Genomic DNA, 18954 nt, shown 5'->3' with positions numbered 1-18954 from the left:
TTTTGGTGCATCTCGCACGGAGGACGCATGCGCAGATTCCATGCCGTCGCCGGTACCTCGGTGTTCGTCGTGCTGGCGCCCGGAGTCGTGGCCGGGGCGATCCCGTGGTGGCTCACAGGCTGGGACGCCGGGCCCCGTCTCGCGTTCGAACCGGTATGGCAGACGGTCGCGATCATCCTCATCTCAGCCGGTTCGGCCGTCTTGTTGCATGCGATCGTCCGGTTCGTCGTGGAAGGGGCGGGCACTCCCGCGCCGATGGGGCCGACCGACCATCTTGTGGTCGGCGGCTTGTATCGCTACGTCCGCAACCCGATGTATGTGGCCGTGACCGCAGTCATCCTGGGGCAGGCGTTGCTGCTCAACAGGCCCGTGCTTTTGCTGTACGGGCTGGCAGCGTGGACGGTCAACGCCGCTTTCGTCCGCTGGTACGAGGAGCCCGCCCTGAGCCGCCGCTTCGGTGCGGAGTACGACGCCTATAGGACGAGTGTTCCGGCGTGGCTGCCCCGTCTCCGCCCGTGGGCGCCGTCAGTCGAGGGGGAGGGGACGGCGGGGGACGGGGGATGACTGAAGGATCGAGGTCGTCGTCCGGGCGTACGGGGTGAAGCGGTCGAGGATCGGTTCGAGTTCCTCGACGGCGCGCAGGTGGGCGATGAAGTAGAAGCAGTCGTCACCGGTGATGCGGTGGCATTCGACGATCTGCGGGATCTCGTCGGCGATCTTGGGGATGCGGCTCAGTTCGCGCGGGCCCGGGCTCACCCGGACGAGGACGGCGATGGGAAAGCCCAGGGCGACCGGGTCGACGGTGGCGTGGTAGCCGGTGATGACGCCGGTGTCCTCAAGCCGCTGGACGCGTTCGGCGACGGCCGGGGCGGACAGCGCGACGCGGCGTCCCAGTTCGGCGAGGGGTGCGCGGCCGTCCCTCTGCAACTCGGTGAGGATCTTTAGGTCGATCGTGTCGAGCGGCTTCGGTTCGTAGGCGCGGCCTGGGCGGCCCCTTCGGTTCGCCATTCCTCCAACTTACGGACCGGCCGACCATACGGCCATGTCGTTTCCGCCCTGGTCGTACTTCGTGGGGAGCGCGGTCTTCCACTATCTGGGTCCCTCGTTCGCCGTGCTTCTGTTCTCCCGTGTGGGGCCGCTGGGCGTGGCCGGGCTGCGCATCTGGAGCGCCGTCCTGGTGTTCGTGCTGTGGCGCCGCCCATGGCGCAGGTTCAGCCGGGACGGGTGGCGGACGATCGTCGTCTGGGGGGCCGTCCTCGCGGTGATGAACTCGTCCTTCTATATGGCGATCGCGCGGCTGCCGCTGGCGACGGTGGCGGCGATCGAGTTCCTGCCCGTCATCGGGCTTGCGGCTCTGGGAGTCAGGTCGGCCCGGAACTTCGTCGCCCTTGCTGCGGCCGTGGGCGGCGTGTACGTGCTGACGGACGTGCGCCTTGAGGGCGAGCCACTGGGATTCGTCTTCGCGTTCGCCAACGCGGGACTGTTCGCCCTGTACGTGGTGGTCGCCCATAGGGCCGCACAGTCGGACGCCGGGGGCATCGACGGACTGGCCATGGCGATGGTCGCCGCGACCGTGTTCGTCCTTCCCCTGGGAGGCGTGCAGGCCGCGACGGTGCTCACCGATCCGGTGGCGCTGGCCGCAGGCATCGGGGTGGGCATCTCGTCGTCCGTCATTCCCTACGTGTGCGACCAGTTGGCGATGGCGCGTCTCAGCCGCGCCACGTATGCGTTGATGGTGGCGCTGTTGCCGGCGACCGCCACTGTGATCGGGTTGGTCGTGCTGCGGCAGGTCCCGACGGGAGCGGAACTCGCCGGAGTGGGGCTGGTGATCGCCGCTGTGGCGATGCACCGTGGAGAACGTTGAAGGGAGCCGGTATGGAACAGGTACGTCTCGGCACGTCGGGGATGAAGGTCTCACGGATCTGCCTGGGAATGATGAGTTACGGCGACCCGGCCGTGCGGGCGTGGGCGCTGGAGGAGGACGCGGCGGAGCCGATCGTCCGGCAAGCCGTGGACGCGGGTGTGACGTTCTTCGATACCGCCAACGGATACTCGAACGGCGCGAGTGAGGAGATCACCGGAAAGCTGCTCCCGAAGCTCTTCGCCCAGCGGGACGACTACGTCCTGGCCACGAAGGTGTGGATGCCCATGGGATCGGGGCCCAACGACCGGGGCCTGTCGCGCAAGCATGTGATGTCGAGCATCGACGCCTCGCTGCGACGGCTCGGTACCGACTATGTGGACCTCTACCAGATTCACCGGTGGGACTACGAGACGCCGATCGAAGAGACCATGGAGACCCTGCACGACGTGGTGAAGTCGGGCAAGGCCCGGTACATCGGCGCGTCCAGCATGTACGCGTGGCAGTTCGCCAAGGCGCAGCACGTCGCGGAGATGCGCGGCTGGACGAGGTTCGTCTCCATGCAGAACCACTACAACCTCGTCTACCGCGAGGAGGAGCGGGAGATGAACCCGCTGTGCGTCGACCAAGGCGTGGGCTTGTTGCCGTGGAGCCCTCTGGCCCGCGGGTTGCTGGCGGGGAACCGGGAGAGGGGCGGCGAGCGCAAGACCGTCCGGTCCCGGAACGACGCCTTCGGGGACAACCTGTACACGGAGGCCGACTTCGACGTCGTCGACGCCGTCCGCGAGGTCGCCAAGGAGCGGGGCGTCCCGCCGGCGCAGGTGGCGCTCGCCTGGCTGCTCGGCCGGCCCGGGGTGACGGCACCGATCGTGGGCGCGACGAAACTCACCCATGTGGAGGACGCGGTCGCCGCGGAGACCTTGAAGCTGGACGAGAAGGAGGTCGCCCGGCTGGAGGCGCCGTACCGCCCGCACGCGGTCGCCGGGCATTCCTGACGTAACAGAAGCCGGCACCCTCGGACCTGAACGTTCCGGGGGTGCCCGGCGTCTATGAAGAGTGATGATTTGCGATACGACCGGCGATCGGGGCAGGCTGGGGACGAGAACGCCCACGCATGGCGAGACGGCTACGTGGGGACATGGGTGACAAGGTTCGGAGGCCGCGTTATGCGCCGCGCGCTTCTGAACTTCCGGGAGCTGAGGAGCCCCGGGACGACGGCGCTGAAGGAGCCCGACGATGACCGAGAATGACGGCACGCAGGGACCGCAGCGGCCGTTGCCGGAGGACGAGGGCCAGCAGAGGCCGTCCGAGGGCCAGGAGCCGCCCGCCCGCCCGCTGGGAGACCGCACCGTGGTGTTCGGAGCCCCGCAGCTGGGCGGCACCGCCGCCGCACCGCCGCCCGAGCCTCCGCAGGAGCCCCGCGAAGAGGAGCGTCAGGCACCGCCTCCGCCGCCCCCCACGATGGTCGAGCAGCCGATTCAGCAGTACGGCGAGCAGCCCCCGGCGCCGCCGCAGCAGCCGTTCGGCGGCCCGCAGGAACAGCAGTCCCCGTACGGGCAGCCGCCCGCCGCGCCGTACGGCGCGCCTTCCGGTCCGGGCGGGTTCCCGCCGCCGCAGGAGCAGTACGTCCCGCCGGGGGAGCAGCAGCCCTACGGCCAGCCCCAGCCCGGCTACGGCCAGCAGCCCGAGCAGCCCCAGTACGGGCAGCCCGAGCAGCCTCCGTACGGCCGGCAGCCCGAGCAGCCCCAGTACGGGCAGCAGCCCGAGCAGTCCCCCTACGGGCAGGCGCCCGAGCAGTCCCCCTACGGGCAGGCGCCCGAGGCGCCGCCGTACGGGCAGCAGCCCGGATATCCGCAGCAGCCGATGCACGGCGCGCCCCAGGAGCAGCAGCCGCAGTACGGGCAGTCCCCGTTCGGCGGCCAGGGCGGCGCCTTCTCGGCGCCCGAGGCCGGTGCGCCCGGCGAGCAGGCGCCGCCGCAGCCCGAGCAGCTGCAGGAGGACCGCACGCTGATCGTCCCCGGCCCGGCCGCCGCCGCGCCGGAGGGTGAGCCGCAGCGGCCGGTGGTGGACGACCAAGCGACGCTGCACTGGTCGCCCGGCACCGACATCCCGGTCGCCACCGGCCCCGAGCGCAAGCAGGAGCCTCCGGCGGAGCCCTGGCAGGCCCCGACGCCTCCGTCCACGCCCGAGCCGTGGTCGCCGGAGTCGTCCCAGCCCGGCGGTGGCCGGCCCGCGCAGCCGGGCCACGGCCAGGTCGACACCGAGCGGACGATGATGGTGCCGCCGCCCGAGTCCGGGTACGGCGCCGGTTCGCAGCCGACCGGCAACCCGGTGGAGGACCTGTACCGCCCGCCCGGCGAGAGCGGTGTGGAGGACGCGCGCCCGACCGAGGCGTTCGACCCGTCCCAGGGCCGCGCCGATCTGCAGGGCCGCGTCGAGTCGCAGGGCATGGCCGAGCACACCCGGATGGACATCGGCCAGCAGCAGTGGGGCCAGCAGGCCCAGCCGCAGGGCGGCCAGCAGCAGTTCGGGCAGCAGCAGGGGTACGGGCAGGCCGATCAGTTCGGCGGCCAGCCCGCCGAGCAGCAGCAGGGGTACGGCCAGCAGTCCTATGGGCAGCAGCAGGACTACGGCCAGCAGGCTCCGCAGCAGGACTACGGGCAGCAGGGGTACGGCCAGCAGTTCGGCCAGCCCGGCGAGCAGCAGGCCCAGGCCCCCGGCCAGGCTCCGGGGCAGGGACAGCAGTTCGGCCAGCAGCAGCCCTACGGGCAGCCCGGCCAGCCGGGACAACAGGGCCAGCCGGGCCAGCCGGGACAACAGGGCCAGCCCGGGCAGTACGGGCAGCCGGGGCAGTACGGGCAGCAGCCCGGTTACGGGGCCGAAGAGGGCAAGGGCAACAAGAACATGATCCTGGCCATCGTCGGCGGCGTCGTCGTGGTGGTCGTCCTCGTGGTCCTGGTCGTCGCCTTCGTCCTGTAAGGACGGGTCTGGGACGGCGTAAAAGCTGGTCCACGTCTTCCCCAACTGCGGGGATGTGGGACAGAATGCCGGCGGGTCCTCCCCTCCATCGGAGGGGGAACATCCGTCGGCATTCTGTCGTTCAACGTCTCGGGAACAAGGCTTTCCGAGTCCAGCGGGCTTGCGCTGGAGGGCGGGCGCACGATAGTGCCCTGTTCACTTTGCACTTTGGCGCGGCGGTCGGTAACCTTCTCACTTGTGCCCGCTGTGCGCGGGTCGCTATGCGTGTGCGTCGGCGAGGTCCTGGAGGCCAGCCCCAGCGCCGCATCTACTCCCCGGCTTGATTCGGCCCTGGTATGGGCCGGGCGGTCTGTGTCGGTTTCGCGCGGCTGTATTTCCGTGAGGTGGCGACACGCCCGACCGCGTGGGTCGGAGAGGTCGGGAAACCGGCAGGTCACAGCCTCGCCTGAGGCTGGGATTGCAGCATTAAGACTTACCGGCTCGGTACGAGGAAGACGGAGACGCGGTGCCCACGATCCAGCAGCTGGTCCGAAAGGGCCGGACGGACAAGGTGACCAAGAACAAGACGCCCGCGCTGAAGGACAGCCCCCAGCGGCGGGGCGTCTGCACGCGCGTCTACACGACGACGCCCAAGAAGCCGAACTCCGCGCTTCGGAAGGTCGCCCGTGTCCGGCTGACCAGTGGGATCGAGGTCACGGCCTATATCCCCGGTGTCGGGCACAACTTGCAGGAGCACTCGATCGTGCTCGTGCGCGGCGGTCGTGTGAAGGACCTCCCGGGTGTTCGCTACAAGATCATCCGCGGTTCGCTCGACACGCAGGGCGTCCGCAACCGCAAGCAGGCGCGCAGCAAGTACGGCGCGAAGAAGGAGAAGAGCTGATGCCGCGCAAGGGCCCCGCTGGCAAGCGCCAGCTGATCGCTGACCCGGTGTACAACTCGCCGCTGGTCACCGCGCTCATCAACAAGATTCTCCTGGACGGCAAGCGCTCGATCGCGCAGAGCATCGTGTACGACGCTCTGGAGGGCGCCCGCGAGAAGACCGGCAACGACCCGGTCGTCACGCTGAAGCGCGCGCTCGACAACGTCAAGCCGACCCTGGAGGTCCGCAGCCGCCGCGTGGGTGGCGCGACCTACCAGGTTCCGGTCGAGGTGCGGCCGGCCCGCAGCACCACGCTCGCCCTGCGGTGGCTGGTGGTGTACGCCCGGCAGCGCCGCGAGAAGACCATGACCGAGCGGCTGATGAACGAGCTGCTCGACGCCAGCAACGGCCTCGGCGCGTCTGTCAAGAAGCGCGAGGACACGCACAAGATGGCGGAGTCCAACAAGGCCTTCGCCCACTACCGCTGGTAACCCCGGCGGGAATCGCAACGACGAGACGACGCGAGGACGACAGTGGCTACCAAAACCGGTGTAGACCTGGCCAAGGTCCGCAACATCGGGATCATGGCCCATATCGATGCGGGCAAGACCACGACGACCGAGCGGATCCTGTACTACACGGGCATCAGCTACAAGATCGGCGAGGTCCACGACGGCGCGGCCACCATGGACTGGATGGAGCAGGAACAGGAGCGGGGGATCACCATCACCTCCGCCGCCACCACCTGCCACTGGCCCGTGGACGACGACGACCACACGATCAACATCATCGACACCCCGGGGCACGTCGACTTCACCGTTGAGGTGGAGCGCAACCTGCGGGTGCTCGATGGCGCGGTCGCGGTGTTCGACGGAGTCGCCGGCGTGGAGCCCCAGTCGGAGACGGTGTGGCGTCAGGCCGACCGGTACGGCGTGCCCCGCATGTGCTTCGTCAACAAGCTCGACCGCGTCGGCGCGGAGTTCCACCGCTGCGTCGACATGATCGAGAACCGCCTGAACGCGACGCCGCTCCCGCTTCAGCTCCCGATCGGCGCCGAGGCCGACTTCAAGGGCGTCGTCGACCTCGTGACGATGAAGGCCCTGGTCTGGAACGAAGAGGCCAAGCTCGGCGAGATGTACGACACCCTCGACATCCCCGAGACGCACGCCGAGCAGGCGCGTGAGTGGCACGACAAGCTCGTCGAGACCCTCGCCGAGAACGACGACGACATCATGGAGCTGTACCTGGAGGGCAAGGAGCCCACGGTCGAGCAGCTCTACGACGGCATCCGCCGTGCGACGATCGCCGCGAAGCTCACCCCGGTGCTGTGCGGCACGGCCTTCAAGAACAAGGGCGTGCAGCCGCTTCTGGACGCCATCGTCCGGTACCTGCCCTCCCCGATGGACGTCGAGGCCATCGAGGGCCACGCCATCCGCGACGAGGAGAAGGTGCTCACCCGGAAGCCGAGCGAGGAGGAGCCCTTCTCCGCGCTGGCGTTCAAGATCATGAGCGACCCGCACCTGGGCAAGCTCACCTTCGTGCGCGTCTACTCGGGCGTCATGGAGTCCGGGGCGAACGTGATGAACTCCGTCAAGGAGCGCAAGGAGCGCATCGGCAAGATCTACCGGATGCACGCCAACAAGCGCACCGAGATCGAGCGCGCCGGCGCCGGTGACATCGTCGCGGTGATGGGGCTGAAGCAGACCACCACCGGTGAGACGCTGTGCGACGACAAGAACCCGATCGTGCTGGAGTCGATGAACTTCCCGGCACCGGTCATCCACGTCGCGATCGAGCCGAAGACGAAGGCCGACCAGCAGAAGCTGGGCACCGCGATCCAGCGGCTGGCCGAGGAGGACCCGTCCTTCACGGTCCGCACCGAGGAGGACACCGGCCAGACCGTCATCTCCGGCATGGGCGAGCTCCACCTGGAGATCCTCGTCGACCGGATGAAGCGCGAGTTCAAGGTCGACGCCAACATCGGCAAGCCGCAGGTCGCCTACCGTGAGACGATCACCAAGCCGGTCGAGAAGGTCGAGTACACCCACAAGAAGCAGACGGGTGGCTCGGGCCAGTTCGGCCGCGTGATCATCGACCTCGAGCCGCTGGGCGGCGGGTCCGACGGCTACGAGTTCGTGAACAAGGTCACCGGTGGCCGCATCCCGCGGGAGTACATCCCGTCGGTCGACGCGGGCTGCCAGGAGGCCGCAGAGTTCGGTGTCCTCGCCAGCTACCCGATGGTCGGCGTCAAGGTCACTTTGCGGGACGGCGCCTACCACGAGGTCGACTCCTCGGAAATGGCGTTCAAGGTCGCCGGTTCCATGGCGTTCAAGGAGGCCGCCCGCAAGGCGACCCCCACGCTGCTGGAGCCGATGATGGCGGTCGAGGTCACCACGCCCGAGGAGAACATGGGCGACGTGATCGGCGACCTCAACAGCCGCCGCGGTCAGGTCCAGTCCATGGACGAGCGGCACGGCATGCGCGTCATCAAGGCGCTCGTGCCCCTGTCCGAGATGTTCGGCTACGTGGGTGATCTGCGAAGCAAGACCCAGGGCCGTGCTGTTTTCGTCATGCAGTTCGACTCCTACGCCGAGGTTCCTTCGAACGTCGCGCAGGAGATCATCGCCAAGGCGCGGGGCGAATAAGCACCCGGGCCTGCCCACAGATCACCAAGACGTACATCGAAGCGGTCGTCTAAACGGCCGAGGATCGCAACAAGGAGCAACCAGTGGCGAAGGCCAAGTTCGAGCGGACGAAGCCGCACGTGAACATCGGCACCATTGGACACATCGACCACGGTAAGACCACGCTTACCGCGGCGATCACCAAGGTGCTCCACGACAAGTACCCGGACCTCAACCCCTTCACGCCGTTCGAGGACATCGACAAGGCGCCGGAGGAGCGCGAGCGCGGGATCACGATCTCCATCTCGCACGTCGAGTACCAGACCGAGGCCCGGCACTACGCGCACGTGGACTGCCCCGGTCACGCGGACTACATCAAGAACATGATCACCGGTGCGGCGCAGATGGACGGCGCCATCCTGGTGGTGGCCGCGACCGACGGCCCGATGCCGCAGACCAAGGAGCACGTGCTCCTGGCCCGCCAGGTCGGCGTGCCCTACATCGTCGTCGCGCTGAACAAGTGCGACATGGTCGACGACGAGGAGATCCTGGAGCTCGTCGAGCTCGAGGTCCGCGAGCTGCTCACCGAGTACGAGTTCCCGGGCGACGACGTCCCCGTCATCCGCGTGTCTGCCTACCAGGCGCTGCAGGGCGACGAGTCGTGGTCCGAGAAGATCGTCGAGCTCATGACCGCCGTCGACGAGAACGTGCCGGAGCCGGTCCGTGACATCGACAAGCCGTTCCTGATGCCGATCGAGGACGTCTTCTCGATCACCGGCCGCGGCACGGTCGTCACCGGCCGCGTCGAGCGCGGTGTCGTCAACGTCAACGAGACCGTCGACATCATCGGCATCAAGGAGAAGTCGACGACCACCACGGTCACCGGCGTCGAGATGTTCCGCAAGCTGCTCGACCAGGGCCAGGCGGGCGACAACGTCGGCCTGCTCCTGCGCGGCATCAAGCGCGAGGAGGTGGAGCGCGGCCAGTGCGTCATCAAGCCGGGCACCACCACCCCGCACACCGAGTTCGAGGCGCAGGTCTACATCCTGTCCAAGGACGAGGGCGGCCGCCACACGCCGTTCTTCAACAACTACCGCCCGCAGTTCTACTTCCGCACCACGGACGTGACCGGCGTGGTGAACCTGCCCGAGGGCACCGAGATGGTCATGCCGAGCGACAACACCGAGATGCGCGTCGAGCTGATCCAGCCCGTCGCCATGGAGGAGGGCCTGAAGTTCGCCATCCGCGAGGGTGGCCGGACGGTCGGCTCGGGTCGCGTCACCAAGGTCATCAAGTAACACCACTCTCGTGCGCGGCGGCCCGGCCGCCGGGAGACCGAAGCCGGGCCGCCGCGTCACGACCACCGAAGTAAACAGCGGCACTACAGCAAAGGACACCGAGGCCACCATGGCGGGACAGAAGATCCGCATCCGGCTCAAGGCCTACGACCACGAGGTCATCGACACCTCCGCGAAGAAGATCGTTGAGACGGTGACGCGGACGGGCGCCAAGGTCGCGGGCCCGGTGCCGCTGCCGACCGAGAAGAACGTGTACTGCGTCATCCGCTCGCCGCACAAGTACAAGGACAGCCGCGAGCACTTCGAGATGCGCACGCACAAGCGGTTGATCGACATCATCGACCCGACGCCCAAGACGGTCGACTCGCTGATGCGGCTCGACCTTCCGGCCGGCGTTGACATCGAGATCAAGCTCTGAGGGACGCACCGACAATGAGTAAGCAGAGGAAGGGCGTCCTGGGCGAGAAGCTCGGCATGACCCAGGTCTTCGACGATGAGGGCCGGATCGTTCCGGTGACCGTCGTCCAGGCCGGGCCGTGTGTCGTCACCCAGCTCCGCAGCCAGGAGAAGGACGGCTACACCGCCGTCCAGATCGGCTACGGGCAGATCGACCCGCGCAAGGTGAACAAGCCGCGCACGGGTCACTTCGAGAAGGCCGGCGTCACGCCGCGCCGCTACCTCGTCGAACTGCGGGCAGACGACACCACCGAGTACGAACTCGGCCAGGAGATCACCGCTGGCGTCTTCGAGGCCGGCCAGAAGATCGACGTCACCGGGACGAGTAAGGGCAAGGGCACCGCCGGTGTCATGAAGCGCCACGGCTTCAAGGGCCTCAGCGCTTCGCACGGCACCCAGCGCAAGCACCGCTCGCCGGGCTCGATCGGCGGCTGCGCGACCCCCGGTCGCGTCTTCAAGGGCCTCCGCATGGCGGGACGGCACGGCAACGCCCGTACCACCGTGCAGAACCTGACCCTCCACGCCGTCGACGCGGAGAAGAACCTGCTGCTCATCAAGGGCGCGGTTCCCGGTCCCAACGGCGCCGTGGTGCTGGTCCGCGACGCAGTGAAGGGGACGGGCAAGTGACTTCGAAGCTCGACATCGACCTGCCCGCGGAGGTCTTCGACGCGAAGACCAGCGTGCCGCTGATCCACCAGGTCGTGGTGGCTCAGCTGGCCGCGGCGCGGCAGGGCACGCACTCGACCAAGACCCGCGGCGACGTCCGCGGCGGCGGCAAGAAGCCGTACCGGCAGAAGGGAACCGGCCGGGCCCGGCAGGGCTCGATCCGCGCACCCCAGTTCGCCGGCGGCGGCGTCGTGCACGGCCCGCAGCCGCGGGACTACAGCCAGAAGACGCCCAAGAAGATGAAGGCGGCCGCGCTGCGCGGCGCCCTGTCGGACCGCGCGCGGTTCGGCCGGGTGCACGTGGTCGACGGCCTAATCGAGGGCGACACCCCGAAGACGAAGACGGCGCTGAAGGCGCTGCGCGAGGTCACCCAGGCCAAGCGCGTCCTCCTGGTCCTGGACCGCGAGGACGAGCTGACCTGGAAGAGCCTGCGCAACGAGCCGAGCGTGCATGTGCTCGTCTCCGACCAGCTCAACACCTACGACGTGCTGGTGAACGACGACGTGGTCTTCACGAAGACCGCGTACGACGCGTTCATCTCGCGCGCGGCGAAGAAGTAAGGAGGGTCGCCATGAACAAGATCGCCGACCCCCGCGACATCATCATCGCGCCGGTCGTCTCGGAGAAGAGCTACGGGCTGCTGGACGAGAACAAGTACACCTTCGTCGTCCGCCCGGACGCCAACAAGACGCAGATCAAGCAGGCCGTCGAGTCGGTGTTCGGCGTCAAGGTGACGAACGTGAACACGCTCAACCGGCAGGGTAAGCGCAAGCGCACACGGTTCGGCTACGGCAAGCGCAAGGACACCAAGCGCGCCATCGTCAGCCTTGCCGAGGGCGAGCGGATCGACATCTTCGGAGGCCCGGCCTAGCGGGCCGGGGCACCGAAGCAGACAAGGGATGAACGAATAAGATGGGCATCCGTAACTACAAGCCGACGACTCCCGGTCGTCGCGGCTCCAGCGTGGCCGACTTCGTCGAGGTCACGCGCAGCGAGCCCGAGAAGTCGCTGCTGCGTCCGCTCCCCAAGAAGGGCGGCCGCAACAACCACGGCCGCATCACGACCCGGCACCAGGGCGGCGGGCACAAGCGCGCCTACCGCGTGATCGACTTCCGCCGGCACGACAAGGACGGCGTCCCGGCGAAGGTCGCGCACATCGAGTACGACCCGAACCGCACCGCCCGGATCGCGCTGCTGCACTACGTGGACGGCGAGAAGCGCTACATCCTCGCCCCGCGCGGACTGAAGCAGGGCGACCGGGTCGAGAACGGGCCGGGCGCCGACATCAAGCCGGGCAACTGCCTGCCGCTGCGCAACATCCCGACGGGTACCGTCCTGCACGCCATCGAGCTGCGGCCCGGCGGCGGCGCCAAGATCGCCCGCAGCGCGGGCGCCGGCGTCCAGCTGCTGGCCAAGGAGGGCAAGTACGGCACCCTCCGCATGCCGTCCGGTGAGATGCGGATGGTGGACCTGCGGTGCCGCGCGACGGTCGGTGAGGTCGGCAACGCCGAGCAGTCGAACATCAGCTGGGGCAAGGCCGGCCGCATGCGCTGGAAGGGCAAGCGCCCCACCGTCCGCGGTGTGGCCATGAACCCGATCGACCACCCGCACGGTGGTGGTGAGGGCAAGACCTCCGGTGGCCGGCACCCGGTGAACCCGGCCGGCAAGAAGGAAGGCCGCACTCGCCAGGCGAACAAGTCGAGCGACCGGCTGATCGTCCGTCGTCGCAGCAAGAAGAAGCGGTAGGAGTCGCTCGTCATGCCACGTAGCCTTAAGAAGGGCCCGTTCGTGGACGACCACCTGATGAAGAAGGTGGACACGCAGAACGAAAAGGGCACCAAGAACGTCATCAAGACGTGGTCGCGGCGCTCCATGATCGTGCCGGACATGATCGGTCACACGATCGCCGTGCACGACGGCCGCAAGCACGTCCCGGTGTTCATCACCGACGCCATGGTGGGGCACAAGCTCGGCGAGTTCGCGCCGACGCGGACGTTCCGCAGTCATGTCAAGGAAGACCGTCGTAGCCGACGCGGCTGAGGCCGGGGCCCGGCCCGTCCGTTCGGACGGGAAAAGGGCCTCATAGATCGTACGGAGAGGAACAGCGATGGAAGCCAGGGCCCAGGCGCGGTTCATCCGCGTCACGCCCAGGAAGGCCCGCCGCGTGGTGGACCTCATCCGCGGCCTGCCCGCCGCGGAGGCTCAGGCGGTGCTGCGGTTCGCCCCCCAGGCTGCGAGTGAGCCTGTGGGCAAGGTGCTGGCGAGTGCCATCGCCAACGCCGAGCACAACTTCAAGCTCGACTCGGACACGCTGGTCGTGAGCCGTGCGTGGGTGGACGAGGGGCCGACGCTCAAGCGTTTCCGCCCCCGCGCCCAGGGCCGGGCTTACCGCATCAACAAGCGCACGAGCCACATCACCGTGGTCGTGGAGTCGCGGGACGAGGCTTCGGCCGGTGCCGGCGGTAAGAAGACGAGGAGGGCCCGGTAGTGGGTCAGAAGATCAACCCGCACGGGTTCCGGCTCGGCATCACCACCGACCACAAGTCCGTGTGGTTCGCCGACAAGCTCTACAAGGACTACGTCAAGGAAGACGTCCAGATCCGGCGCATGCTGCAGAAGGGCATGGACCGGGCGGGCATCTCCAAGGTGGAGATCGAGCGGACCCGTGACCGTGTAGAGGTCAACATTCACACCGCCCGGCCGGGCATCGTCATCGGCCGCCGCGGCGCGGAGGCCGAGCGTCTCCGCGGCGACCTGGAGAAGCTGACCGGCAAGCAGGTCCGGCTGAACATCCTCGAGGTGAAGAACCCCGAGATCGACGCGCAGCTCGTCGCGCAGGGCGTGGCCGAGCAGCTGTCCAGCCGGGTCGCGTTCCGCCGCGCCATGCGCAAGGCGATCCAGTCGGCGATGAAGTCGGGCGCCAAGGGCATCAAGGTGCAGTGCGGCGGCCGTCTCGGCGGCGCCGAGATGTCGCGGTCGGAGTTCTACCGCGAGGGCCAGGTCCCGCTGCACACGCTGCGCGCCGACATCGACTACGGCTTCTACGAGGCCCGGACGACGTTCGGCCGCATCGGCGTCAAGGTGTGGATCTACAAGGGCGAGGCCGCCTCGACCCGCGCCGAGCGCGAGCAGCAGGCCGCGCAGCAGCGTGCGGCCGGCGGCCCCGGTGGTGGCCGTGAGCGTCGCGGTGACCGTCGTGGCGGCGGCCGCGGTGGCCGTGGCGGCCGCGGCGGCGCCGGTGGCGGCGGCGAGCGCGGTGGCGGCGGCGAGCGCGGCGGTGACCGCGGTGGCGCGCCCAAGCAGCAGCAGAGTTCCGAGCAGCCGGCGCCGACGGCCGAGGCTGCTCCGCAGGGTGAGGGGAGCTGAGTAACCCATGCTGATCCCTCGCAAGGTCAAGCACCGCAAGCAGCACCACCCGAAGCGCAGGGGCATGGCCAAGGGCGGGACCAGGGTGACGTTCGGCGAGTACGGCATCCAGGCCGTCGAGAGCGCGTACGTGACCAACCGGCAGATCGAGGCCGCGCGTATCGCGATGACGCGGCACATCAAGCGCGGCGGCAAGGTCTGGATCAACATCTTCCCGGACCGTCCGCTGACGAAGAAGCCCGCCGAGACCCGCATGGGTTCCGGTAAGGGCTCTGTCGAGTGGTGGGTCGCCAACGTGAAGCCGGGTCGGGTGCTGTTCGAGCTCTCCTACCCGAACGAGGAGGTCGCTCGCGCGGCCCTCACGCGTGCGATCCACAAGCTCCCGATGAAGTGCAAGATCGTTAAGCGGGAAGTGGGTGAGGGCTGATGGCCAAGGGACTTGCCGCCGATGACCTGCGGACCGAGCCCGAGGACGTTCTGGTCACCAAGCTCAAAGAGGCCAAGGAGGAGCTGTTCAACCTCCGCTTCCAGGCCGCGACCGGCCAGCTTGAGAGCCACGGGCGGCTGCGCACCGTGAAGCGCGAGATCGCCCGCATCTACACCGTGATGCGGGAGCGCGAGCTCGGCATCGTCACGGTCGAGGACGCCGTGGAGGACGACGAATGACCGACCAGCAGACCGAGAAGCGGTCCACCCGCAAGGTCCTCGAAGGGCTCGTGGTCAGCGACAAGATGGACAAGACCGTGGTCGTGTCCGTCGAGGACCGCGTGACCCACCGCAGGTACCACAAGGTGATCCGCCGCACGAAGAACTACAAGGCGCACGACGAGGCCAACGAGTGTGGCGTCGGCGACCGCGTCCGTCTCATGGAGACCCGGCCGCTGTCGGCCACCAAGCGGTGGCGTGTGGTCGAGGTCCTCGAGAAGGCCAAGTAATTACTGGTTCCACCAGGCTGATCGCCGGCGCCCGCCGGGCGTGGCGATCAGAACCGGTGTGACGAACAGGAGTTGACGTGATCCAGCAGGAGTCGCGACTCAAGGTCGCCGACAACACGGGTGCGAAGGAGATCCTCTGCATCCGGGTTCTCGGCGGCTCGGGTCGGCGCTACGCGGGAGTCGGCGATGTCATCGTCGCGACGGTGAAGGACGCCCTTCCCGCCGCGGGCGTGAAGAAGGGTGACGTCGTCAAGGCCGTCGTCGTGCGCACCCGCAAGGAGCGCCGGCGCCCGGACGGCTCCTACATCCGCTTCGACGAGAACGCCGCCGTCCTGATCAAGGACGGTGGCGACCCCCGCGGCACCCGTATCTTCGGCCCGGTGGGCCGCGAACTGCGCGAGAAGAAGTTCATGCGCATCATCTCGCTCGCGCCGGAGGTGCTCTGATGAAGATCCGCAAGGGCGACGAGGTGATCGTCCTCGCCGGCAAGGACAAGGGTGCGACGGGCAAGGTCCTGCGCGTCCTTCCGCGCGCCGAGCGCGTCGTCGTCGAGGGCGTCAACCTCATGACCAAGAACATCAAGGCCGACCAGCAGCGTGCCGGCAGGGACAGCGGCCGCGTCACGATGGAGGCGCCGCTGCACGTCAGCAACGTCGCGCTGGTCGAAAAGGGCGAGCCCGTCCGCATCGGCTACGAGTTCGACGAGGACGGCAACAAGGTCCGCGTCACCCGCCCGTACAAGAACCGGGCCAAGGCGGCCGGCAAGGGCGGTAAGGAGTCCGCTTCCGATGACTGAGACCGTTACCGAGCGTCCCGTCCCCAAGCCGAGGCTGAAGCTCCGGTACCGCGAGGAGATCGCGGGCCAGATGCGCGAGCAGTTCGGCTACGCCAACGTCATGCAGATCCCCACGCTGACCAAGATCGTGGTCAACATGGGCGTCGGCGACGCGGCCAAGGACGCCAAGCTGATCGAGGGCGCGATCCGCGACCTGTCGCTGATCACCGGCCAGAAGCCGGCCGTGAACCGGGCCAAGAAGTCCATCGCGCAGTTCAAGCTGCGCGAGGGGATGCCGATCGGCGCGCACGCCACGCTGCGCGGCGACCGGATGTGGGAGTTCCTCGACCGGCTGCTCGCGACCGCGCTGCCCCGTATCCGTGACTTCCGCGGCCTGTCGCCGAAGCAGTTCGACGGCAACGGCAACTACACCTTCGGGCTGACCGAGCAGGTCATGTTCCACGAGGTCGACCCGGACAAGGTCGACCGGCAGCGGGGCATGGACATCACGGTCGTGACGACCGCGAAGAACGACGACGAGGGCCGGGCGCTGCTCAAGCTCCTGGGCTTCCCCTTCAAGGAGAGCTGAGCACATGGCGAAGAAGTCGCTGATCGCCAAGGCGGCGAGGAAGCCGAAGTTCGGCGTGCGCGCCTACACTCGGTGCTCGCGCTGCGGGCGTCCGCGCTCCGTCTACCGGAAGTTCGGCCTGTGCCGCGTGTGCTTCCGGGAGATGGCCCACCGCGGCGAGCTGCCTGGCATCACGAAGTCCAGCTGGTGACCGCATCCCCCGGGGCGATGACCCCGGGGGGCGGACGCCGGCCAGTAATGACCGATCGGGCACCCGCGAGGGTGCCCATGACCGCGCCGAAGGTCCACGGGCCGTATCGACCCGAGGAAACCGCGGCGAGGAGGGCCAGCAGGCCATGACGATGACCGACCCGATCGCAGACATGCTGACGCGTCTGCGGAACGCGAATTCGGCGTACCACGACAGCGTGGCGATGCCGTACTCGAAGATCAAGGCGCACATCGCCGAGATCCTCCAGCAGGAGGGCTACATCTCGGGTTGGACCGTGGAGGACGCCGAGGTCGGCAAGAAGCTCCTGATCGAGCTCAAGTTCGGCCCGACCCGGGAGCGTTCGATCGCCGGGATCAAGCGCGTCTCGAAGCCGGGTCTGCGCGTGTACGCGAAGAAGGACAACCTGCCCCGGGTCCTCGGCGGGCTGGGCGTCGCGATCATCTCGACGTCCTCCGGCCTGATGACCGACCGGCAGGCGGGCAAGCGCGGCGTGGGCGGCGAAGTCCTCGCCTACGTCTGGTGAGGGGAGGGTTCTAGAAATGTCTCGAATCGGACGAAACCCCATCACTGTGCCCAGTGGCGTCGAGGTCAAGGTCGACGGCCGCGAGGTCACCGTCAAGGGGCCGAAGGGCACGCTGTCGCACACCGTCGTCGAACCCATCGAGGTTCAGCTGGACGGCGGCACGCTGTCGGTGACCCGGCCGAACGACCTCAACAAGGTGCGCGGCCTGCACGGGCTCACCCGGACGCTGATCAACAACATGGTCGTCGGCGTGACCGACGGCTACAAGAAGACCCTGGTCATCCAGGGCGTCGGTTACCGTGTGGTGGCCAAGGGCAAGAACCTGGAGTTCTCGCTCGGATACAGCCACCCGATCACCGTCGAGCCCCCCGAGGGCATCAGTTTCACGGTGGAGCGGCCGACCCAGCTGATCGTCGAGGGCATCGACAAGCAGAAGGTCGGCGAGGTCGCCGCCAACATCCGCAAGCTGCGCAAGCCCGACCCGTACAAGGGCAAGGGCGTGCGGTACGAGGGTGAGCACATCCGCCGCAAGGTCGGAAAGGCTGGTAAGTAGTCATGGCAGGCACCAAGACCCTGGCCGGCAAGGCCACGAGCGGTCGTGTGCTTTCTCGGAAGCGCCGGCACCTGCGGGTCCGCAAGAAGGTCCTCGGCAGCGCCGCGCGGCCTCGCCTGGTCGTGACCCGCTCCAGCCGGCACGTGTTCGTCCAGGTCATCGACGACGACAAGGGCCACACGCTGGCCAGCGCGTCGACGATGGAGGCGGACCTGCGCGCCGACTCCGGCGACAAGACGGCCAAGTCCCGCAAGGTCGGCGAACTGATCGCGCGGCGGGCCCAGGAGGCCGGTGTCTCCGCGGTGGTGTTCGACCGCGGCGGCAACAAGTACCACGGCCGCATCGCCGCCGTCGCGGACGGTGCGCGCGAGGGGGGCCTGAAGGTCTGATGACCGTCCTTCAGCCCGTCAAAGAACGAGCTTCGCTCGCAGCTCTGATGGCAAACGAGAGGAACCACTGATGGCAGCGCAGAGGCGTGGTGGCGGTCAGGGTGGCGACCGTCGCGATCGCCGCGACGACCGCCGCGGTGGCGCCGACAAGGGCCAGTCGTACATCGAGAAGGTCGTGGCGATCAACCGTGTCGCCAAGGTCGTCAAGGGCGGTCGTCGCTTCAGCTTCACCGCCCTGGTGATCGTCGGTGACGGCAACGGCACCGTCGGCGTCGGCTACGGCAAGGCCAAGGAGGTGCCCGCGGCGATCGCCAAGGGCGTCGAGGAGGCCAAGAAGCACTTCTTCAAGGTGCCGCGGATCCAGGGCACCATCCCGCACCTGGTGCAGGCGCGGGACGCGGCGGGCGAGGTCCTGCTGCGTCCGGCGAGCCCCGGTACCGGTGTGATCGCGGGTGGCCCGGTGCGCGCGGTGCTGGAGGCCGCAGGCATCCAGGACGTGCTGAGCAAGTCGCTGGGCAGCGACAACGCGATCAACATCGTGCACGCGACGATCGCGGGTCTGAAGGCGCTGAAGCGTCCCGAGGAGATCGCGGCCAAGCGCGGCCTGCCGATCGAGGACGTCGCGCCGGCCGCGATGCTGCGGGCCCGCGCCGCGGGCAGTGAGCCGAGGCCGGAGGTCGCGAGCTCATGAGCAACCTGAAGATCACGCAGATCAAGTCGGTGATCAGCGAGAAGCAGAACCAGCGTGACACGCTGCGCACCCTCGGCCTGAAGAAGATCGGGCAGAGCGTGGTCCGGGAGGACCGCCCCGAGGTGCTCGGCATGATCCGGACGGTGTCGCACCTGGTCACCGTCGAGGAGGTCGACTGA

The 18954-nt window shown here is 68.3% G+C and carries 29 protein-coding genes; 28 read left to right on the top strand and 1 reads right to left on the bottom strand.

The genetic code is table 11. From position 1 onward, the window contains the following. Positions 1-27: 27 nt before the first annotated feature. On the top strand, positions 28-564 hold the full coding sequence (locus AB0C35_RS00565; protein ID WP_358448910.1) for an isoprenylcysteine carboxylmethyltransferase family protein: 537 nt from the start codon (positions 28-30) through the stop codon (positions 562-564). Here the strand turns inward: AB0C35_RS00565 and AB0C35_RS00560 are convergent. Beyond that, positions 526-1008, bottom strand: a complete 483-nt coding sequence (locus AB0C35_RS00560; RefSeq protein ID WP_358448908.1) for an Lrp/AsnC family transcriptional regulator — start codon at positions 1006-1008, stop codon at positions 526-528. The genes AB0C35_RS00565 and AB0C35_RS00560 overlap by 39 nt on opposite strands. Positions 1009-1042: 34 nt before the next feature. On the opposite strand from AB0C35_RS00560, the gene AB0C35_RS00555 reads away from it, so the two are divergent. From AB0C35_RS00555 to rpmD, 27 genes are all read left to right on the top strand, one after another. Then, a complete protein-coding gene (locus tag AB0C35_RS00555; RefSeq protein ID WP_358448906.1) occupies positions 1043-1864 on the top strand; it encodes an EamA family transporter in 822 nt (273 codons plus the stop codon). A gap of 11 nt (positions 1865-1875) precedes the next feature. After that, positions 1876-2856 (top strand): aldo/keto reductase, encoded by a 981-nt coding sequence (locus AB0C35_RS00550; RefSeq protein ID WP_358448904.1) that lies wholly within the window; start codon positions 1876-1878, stop codon positions 2854-2856. Between the two features lie 241 nt (positions 2857-3097). Beyond that, the gene (locus AB0C35_RS00545) at positions 3098-4840 is read left to right on the top strand and encodes a hypothetical protein (protein WP_358448902.1); all 1743 of its coding nucleotides are present in this window, start codon (positions 3098-3100) and stop codon (positions 4838-4840) included. A gap of 505 nt (positions 4841-5345) precedes the next feature. Further along, positions 5346-5720 (top strand): 30S ribosomal protein S12, encoded by a 375-nt coding sequence (gene rpsL / locus AB0C35_RS00540; protein WP_358448900.1) that lies wholly within the window; start codon positions 5346-5348, stop codon positions 5718-5720. Then, entirely contained in the window at positions 5720-6190 is a 471-nt protein-coding gene (gene rpsG, locus AB0C35_RS00535) for a 30S ribosomal protein S7 (protein WP_021597494.1), read from the top strand. The genes rpsL and rpsG overlap by 1 nt, the downstream gene beginning before the upstream one ends. 42 nt (positions 6191-6232) lie before the next feature. After that, positions 6233-8344, top strand: a complete 2112-nt coding sequence (gene fusA / locus AB0C35_RS00530) for an elongation factor G (protein ID WP_358448898.1) — start codon at positions 6233-6235, stop codon at positions 8342-8344. An 83-nt stretch (positions 8345-8427) separates the two neighbouring features. After that, positions 8428-9621 carry an elongation factor Tu gene (tuf, locus tag AB0C35_RS00525; protein ID WP_358448896.1) on the top strand — a complete coding sequence of 398 codons (1194 nt, stop codon included), beginning with the start codon at positions 8428-8430 and terminating at the stop codon, positions 9619-9621. 109 nt (positions 9622-9730) lie between these two features. Next, complete coding sequence (rpsJ, locus tag AB0C35_RS00520; RefSeq protein WP_018657599.1) at positions 9731-10039, top strand: 30S ribosomal protein S10; 309 nt, start codon at positions 9731-9733, stop codon at positions 10037-10039. 14 nt (positions 10040-10053) lie between these two features. Continuing rightward, positions 10054-10704: a 50S ribosomal protein L3 gene (rplC, locus tag AB0C35_RS00515; RefSeq protein ID WP_358448894.1), complete on the top strand. Its 651-nt coding sequence runs from the start codon at positions 10054-10056 to the stop codon at positions 10702-10704. Then, positions 10701-11303 (top strand): 50S ribosomal protein L4, encoded by a 603-nt coding sequence (rplD, locus tag AB0C35_RS00510; protein WP_358448892.1) that lies wholly within the window; start codon positions 10701-10703, stop codon positions 11301-11303. The genes rplC and rplD overlap by 4 nt, the downstream gene beginning before the upstream one ends. Positions 11304-11314: 11 nt before the next feature. Further along, positions 11315-11614: a 50S ribosomal protein L23 gene (gene rplW, locus AB0C35_RS00505; protein WP_358448890.1), complete on the top strand. Its 300-nt coding sequence runs from the start codon at positions 11315-11317 to the stop codon at positions 11612-11614. Positions 11615-11655: 41 nt separating this feature from the next. Then, complete coding sequence (gene rplB / locus AB0C35_RS00500; RefSeq protein WP_358448888.1) at positions 11656-12489, top strand: 50S ribosomal protein L2; 834 nt, start codon at positions 11656-11658, stop codon at positions 12487-12489. A 12-nt stretch (positions 12490-12501) separates the two neighbouring features. Next, a complete protein-coding gene (rpsS, locus tag AB0C35_RS00495) occupies positions 12502-12783 on the top strand; it encodes a 30S ribosomal protein S19 (protein WP_358448886.1) in 282 nt (93 codons plus the stop codon). A 67-nt stretch (positions 12784-12850) separates the two neighbouring features. Beyond that, entirely contained in the window at positions 12851-13231 is a 381-nt protein-coding gene (gene rplV, locus AB0C35_RS00490) for a 50S ribosomal protein L22 (protein WP_358448884.1), read from the top strand. Further along, positions 13231-14109 (top strand): 30S ribosomal protein S3, encoded by an 879-nt coding sequence (gene rpsC, locus AB0C35_RS00485; RefSeq protein WP_358448882.1) that lies wholly within the window; start codon positions 13231-13233, stop codon positions 14107-14109. Before rplV ends, rpsC begins: the two co-directional genes overlap by 1 nt. Before the next feature lie 7 nt (positions 14110-14116). After that, positions 14117-14536 carry a 50S ribosomal protein L16 gene (gene rplP, locus AB0C35_RS00480; protein ID WP_358448880.1) on the top strand — a complete coding sequence of 140 codons (420 nt, stop codon included), beginning with the start codon at positions 14117-14119 and terminating at the stop codon, positions 14534-14536. Next, complete coding sequence (gene rpmC, locus AB0C35_RS00475) at positions 14536-14775, top strand: 50S ribosomal protein L29 (protein ID WP_358448878.1); 240 nt, start codon at positions 14536-14538, stop codon at positions 14773-14775. The genes rplP and rpmC overlap by 1 nt, the downstream gene beginning before the upstream one ends. Beyond that, positions 14772-15044 carry a 30S ribosomal protein S17 gene (rpsQ, locus tag AB0C35_RS00470; protein WP_358448876.1) on the top strand — a complete coding sequence of 91 codons (273 nt, stop codon included), beginning with the start codon at positions 14772-14774 and terminating at the stop codon, positions 15042-15044. Before rpmC ends, rpsQ begins: the two co-directional genes overlap by 4 nt. Before the next feature lie 77 nt (positions 15045-15121). Continuing rightward, positions 15122-15490, top strand: coding sequence for a 50S ribosomal protein L14 (rplN, locus tag AB0C35_RS00465; protein ID WP_358448874.1), 369 nt, complete (start codon positions 15122-15124; stop codon positions 15488-15490). Further along, positions 15490-15840, top strand: a complete 351-nt coding sequence (gene rplX / locus AB0C35_RS00460; RefSeq protein ID WP_358448872.1) for a 50S ribosomal protein L24 — start codon at positions 15490-15492, stop codon at positions 15838-15840. The genes rplN and rplX overlap by 1 nt, the downstream gene beginning before the upstream one ends. Next, entirely contained in the window at positions 15833-16408 is a 576-nt protein-coding gene (gene rplE / locus AB0C35_RS00455) for a 50S ribosomal protein L5 (RefSeq protein ID WP_358448870.1), read from the top strand. Before rplX ends, rplE begins: the two co-directional genes overlap by 8 nt. Positions 16409-16412: 4 nt before the next feature. Next, the gene (locus tag AB0C35_RS00450; RefSeq protein ID WP_018657585.1) at positions 16413-16598 is read left to right on the top strand and encodes a type Z 30S ribosomal protein S14; all 186 of its coding nucleotides are present in this window, start codon (positions 16413-16415) and stop codon (positions 16596-16598) included. A gap of 145 nt (positions 16599-16743) precedes the next feature. Continuing rightward, positions 16744-17142 (top strand): 30S ribosomal protein S8, encoded by a 399-nt coding sequence (gene rpsH, locus AB0C35_RS00445; protein WP_358448868.1) that lies wholly within the window; start codon positions 16744-16746, stop codon positions 17140-17142. Between the two features lie 16 nt (positions 17143-17158). Beyond that, the gene (rplF, locus tag AB0C35_RS00440; RefSeq protein WP_358448866.1) at positions 17159-17695 is read left to right on the top strand and encodes a 50S ribosomal protein L6; all 537 of its coding nucleotides are present in this window, start codon (positions 17159-17161) and stop codon (positions 17693-17695) included. A 2-nt stretch (positions 17696-17697) separates the two neighbouring features. Continuing rightward, a complete protein-coding gene (gene rplR / locus AB0C35_RS00435; protein WP_358448864.1) occupies positions 17698-18084 on the top strand; it encodes a 50S ribosomal protein L18 in 387 nt (128 codons plus the stop codon). A 67-nt stretch (positions 18085-18151) separates the two neighbouring features. Next, positions 18152-18775 carry a 30S ribosomal protein S5 gene (gene rpsE / locus AB0C35_RS00430; RefSeq protein ID WP_131952947.1) on the top strand — a complete coding sequence of 208 codons (624 nt, stop codon included), beginning with the start codon at positions 18152-18154 and terminating at the stop codon, positions 18773-18775. After that, positions 18772-18954, top strand: a complete 183-nt coding sequence (gene rpmD / locus AB0C35_RS00425) for a 50S ribosomal protein L30 (protein WP_358448862.1) — start codon at positions 18772-18774, stop codon at positions 18952-18954. Before rpsE ends, rpmD begins: the two co-directional genes overlap by 4 nt.

Origin of the sequence: Spirillospora sp. NPDC048819 (genome assembly GCF_040650055.1) — a bacterium.
In the GTDB taxonomy this organism is placed as follows: Bacteria; Actinomycetota; Actinomycetes; order Streptosporangiales; family Streptosporangiaceae; genus Spirillospora.
The sequence above is the reverse complement of the archived record's forward strand: the minus strand, read 5'-3'. Positions and strand labels throughout refer to the sequence as shown.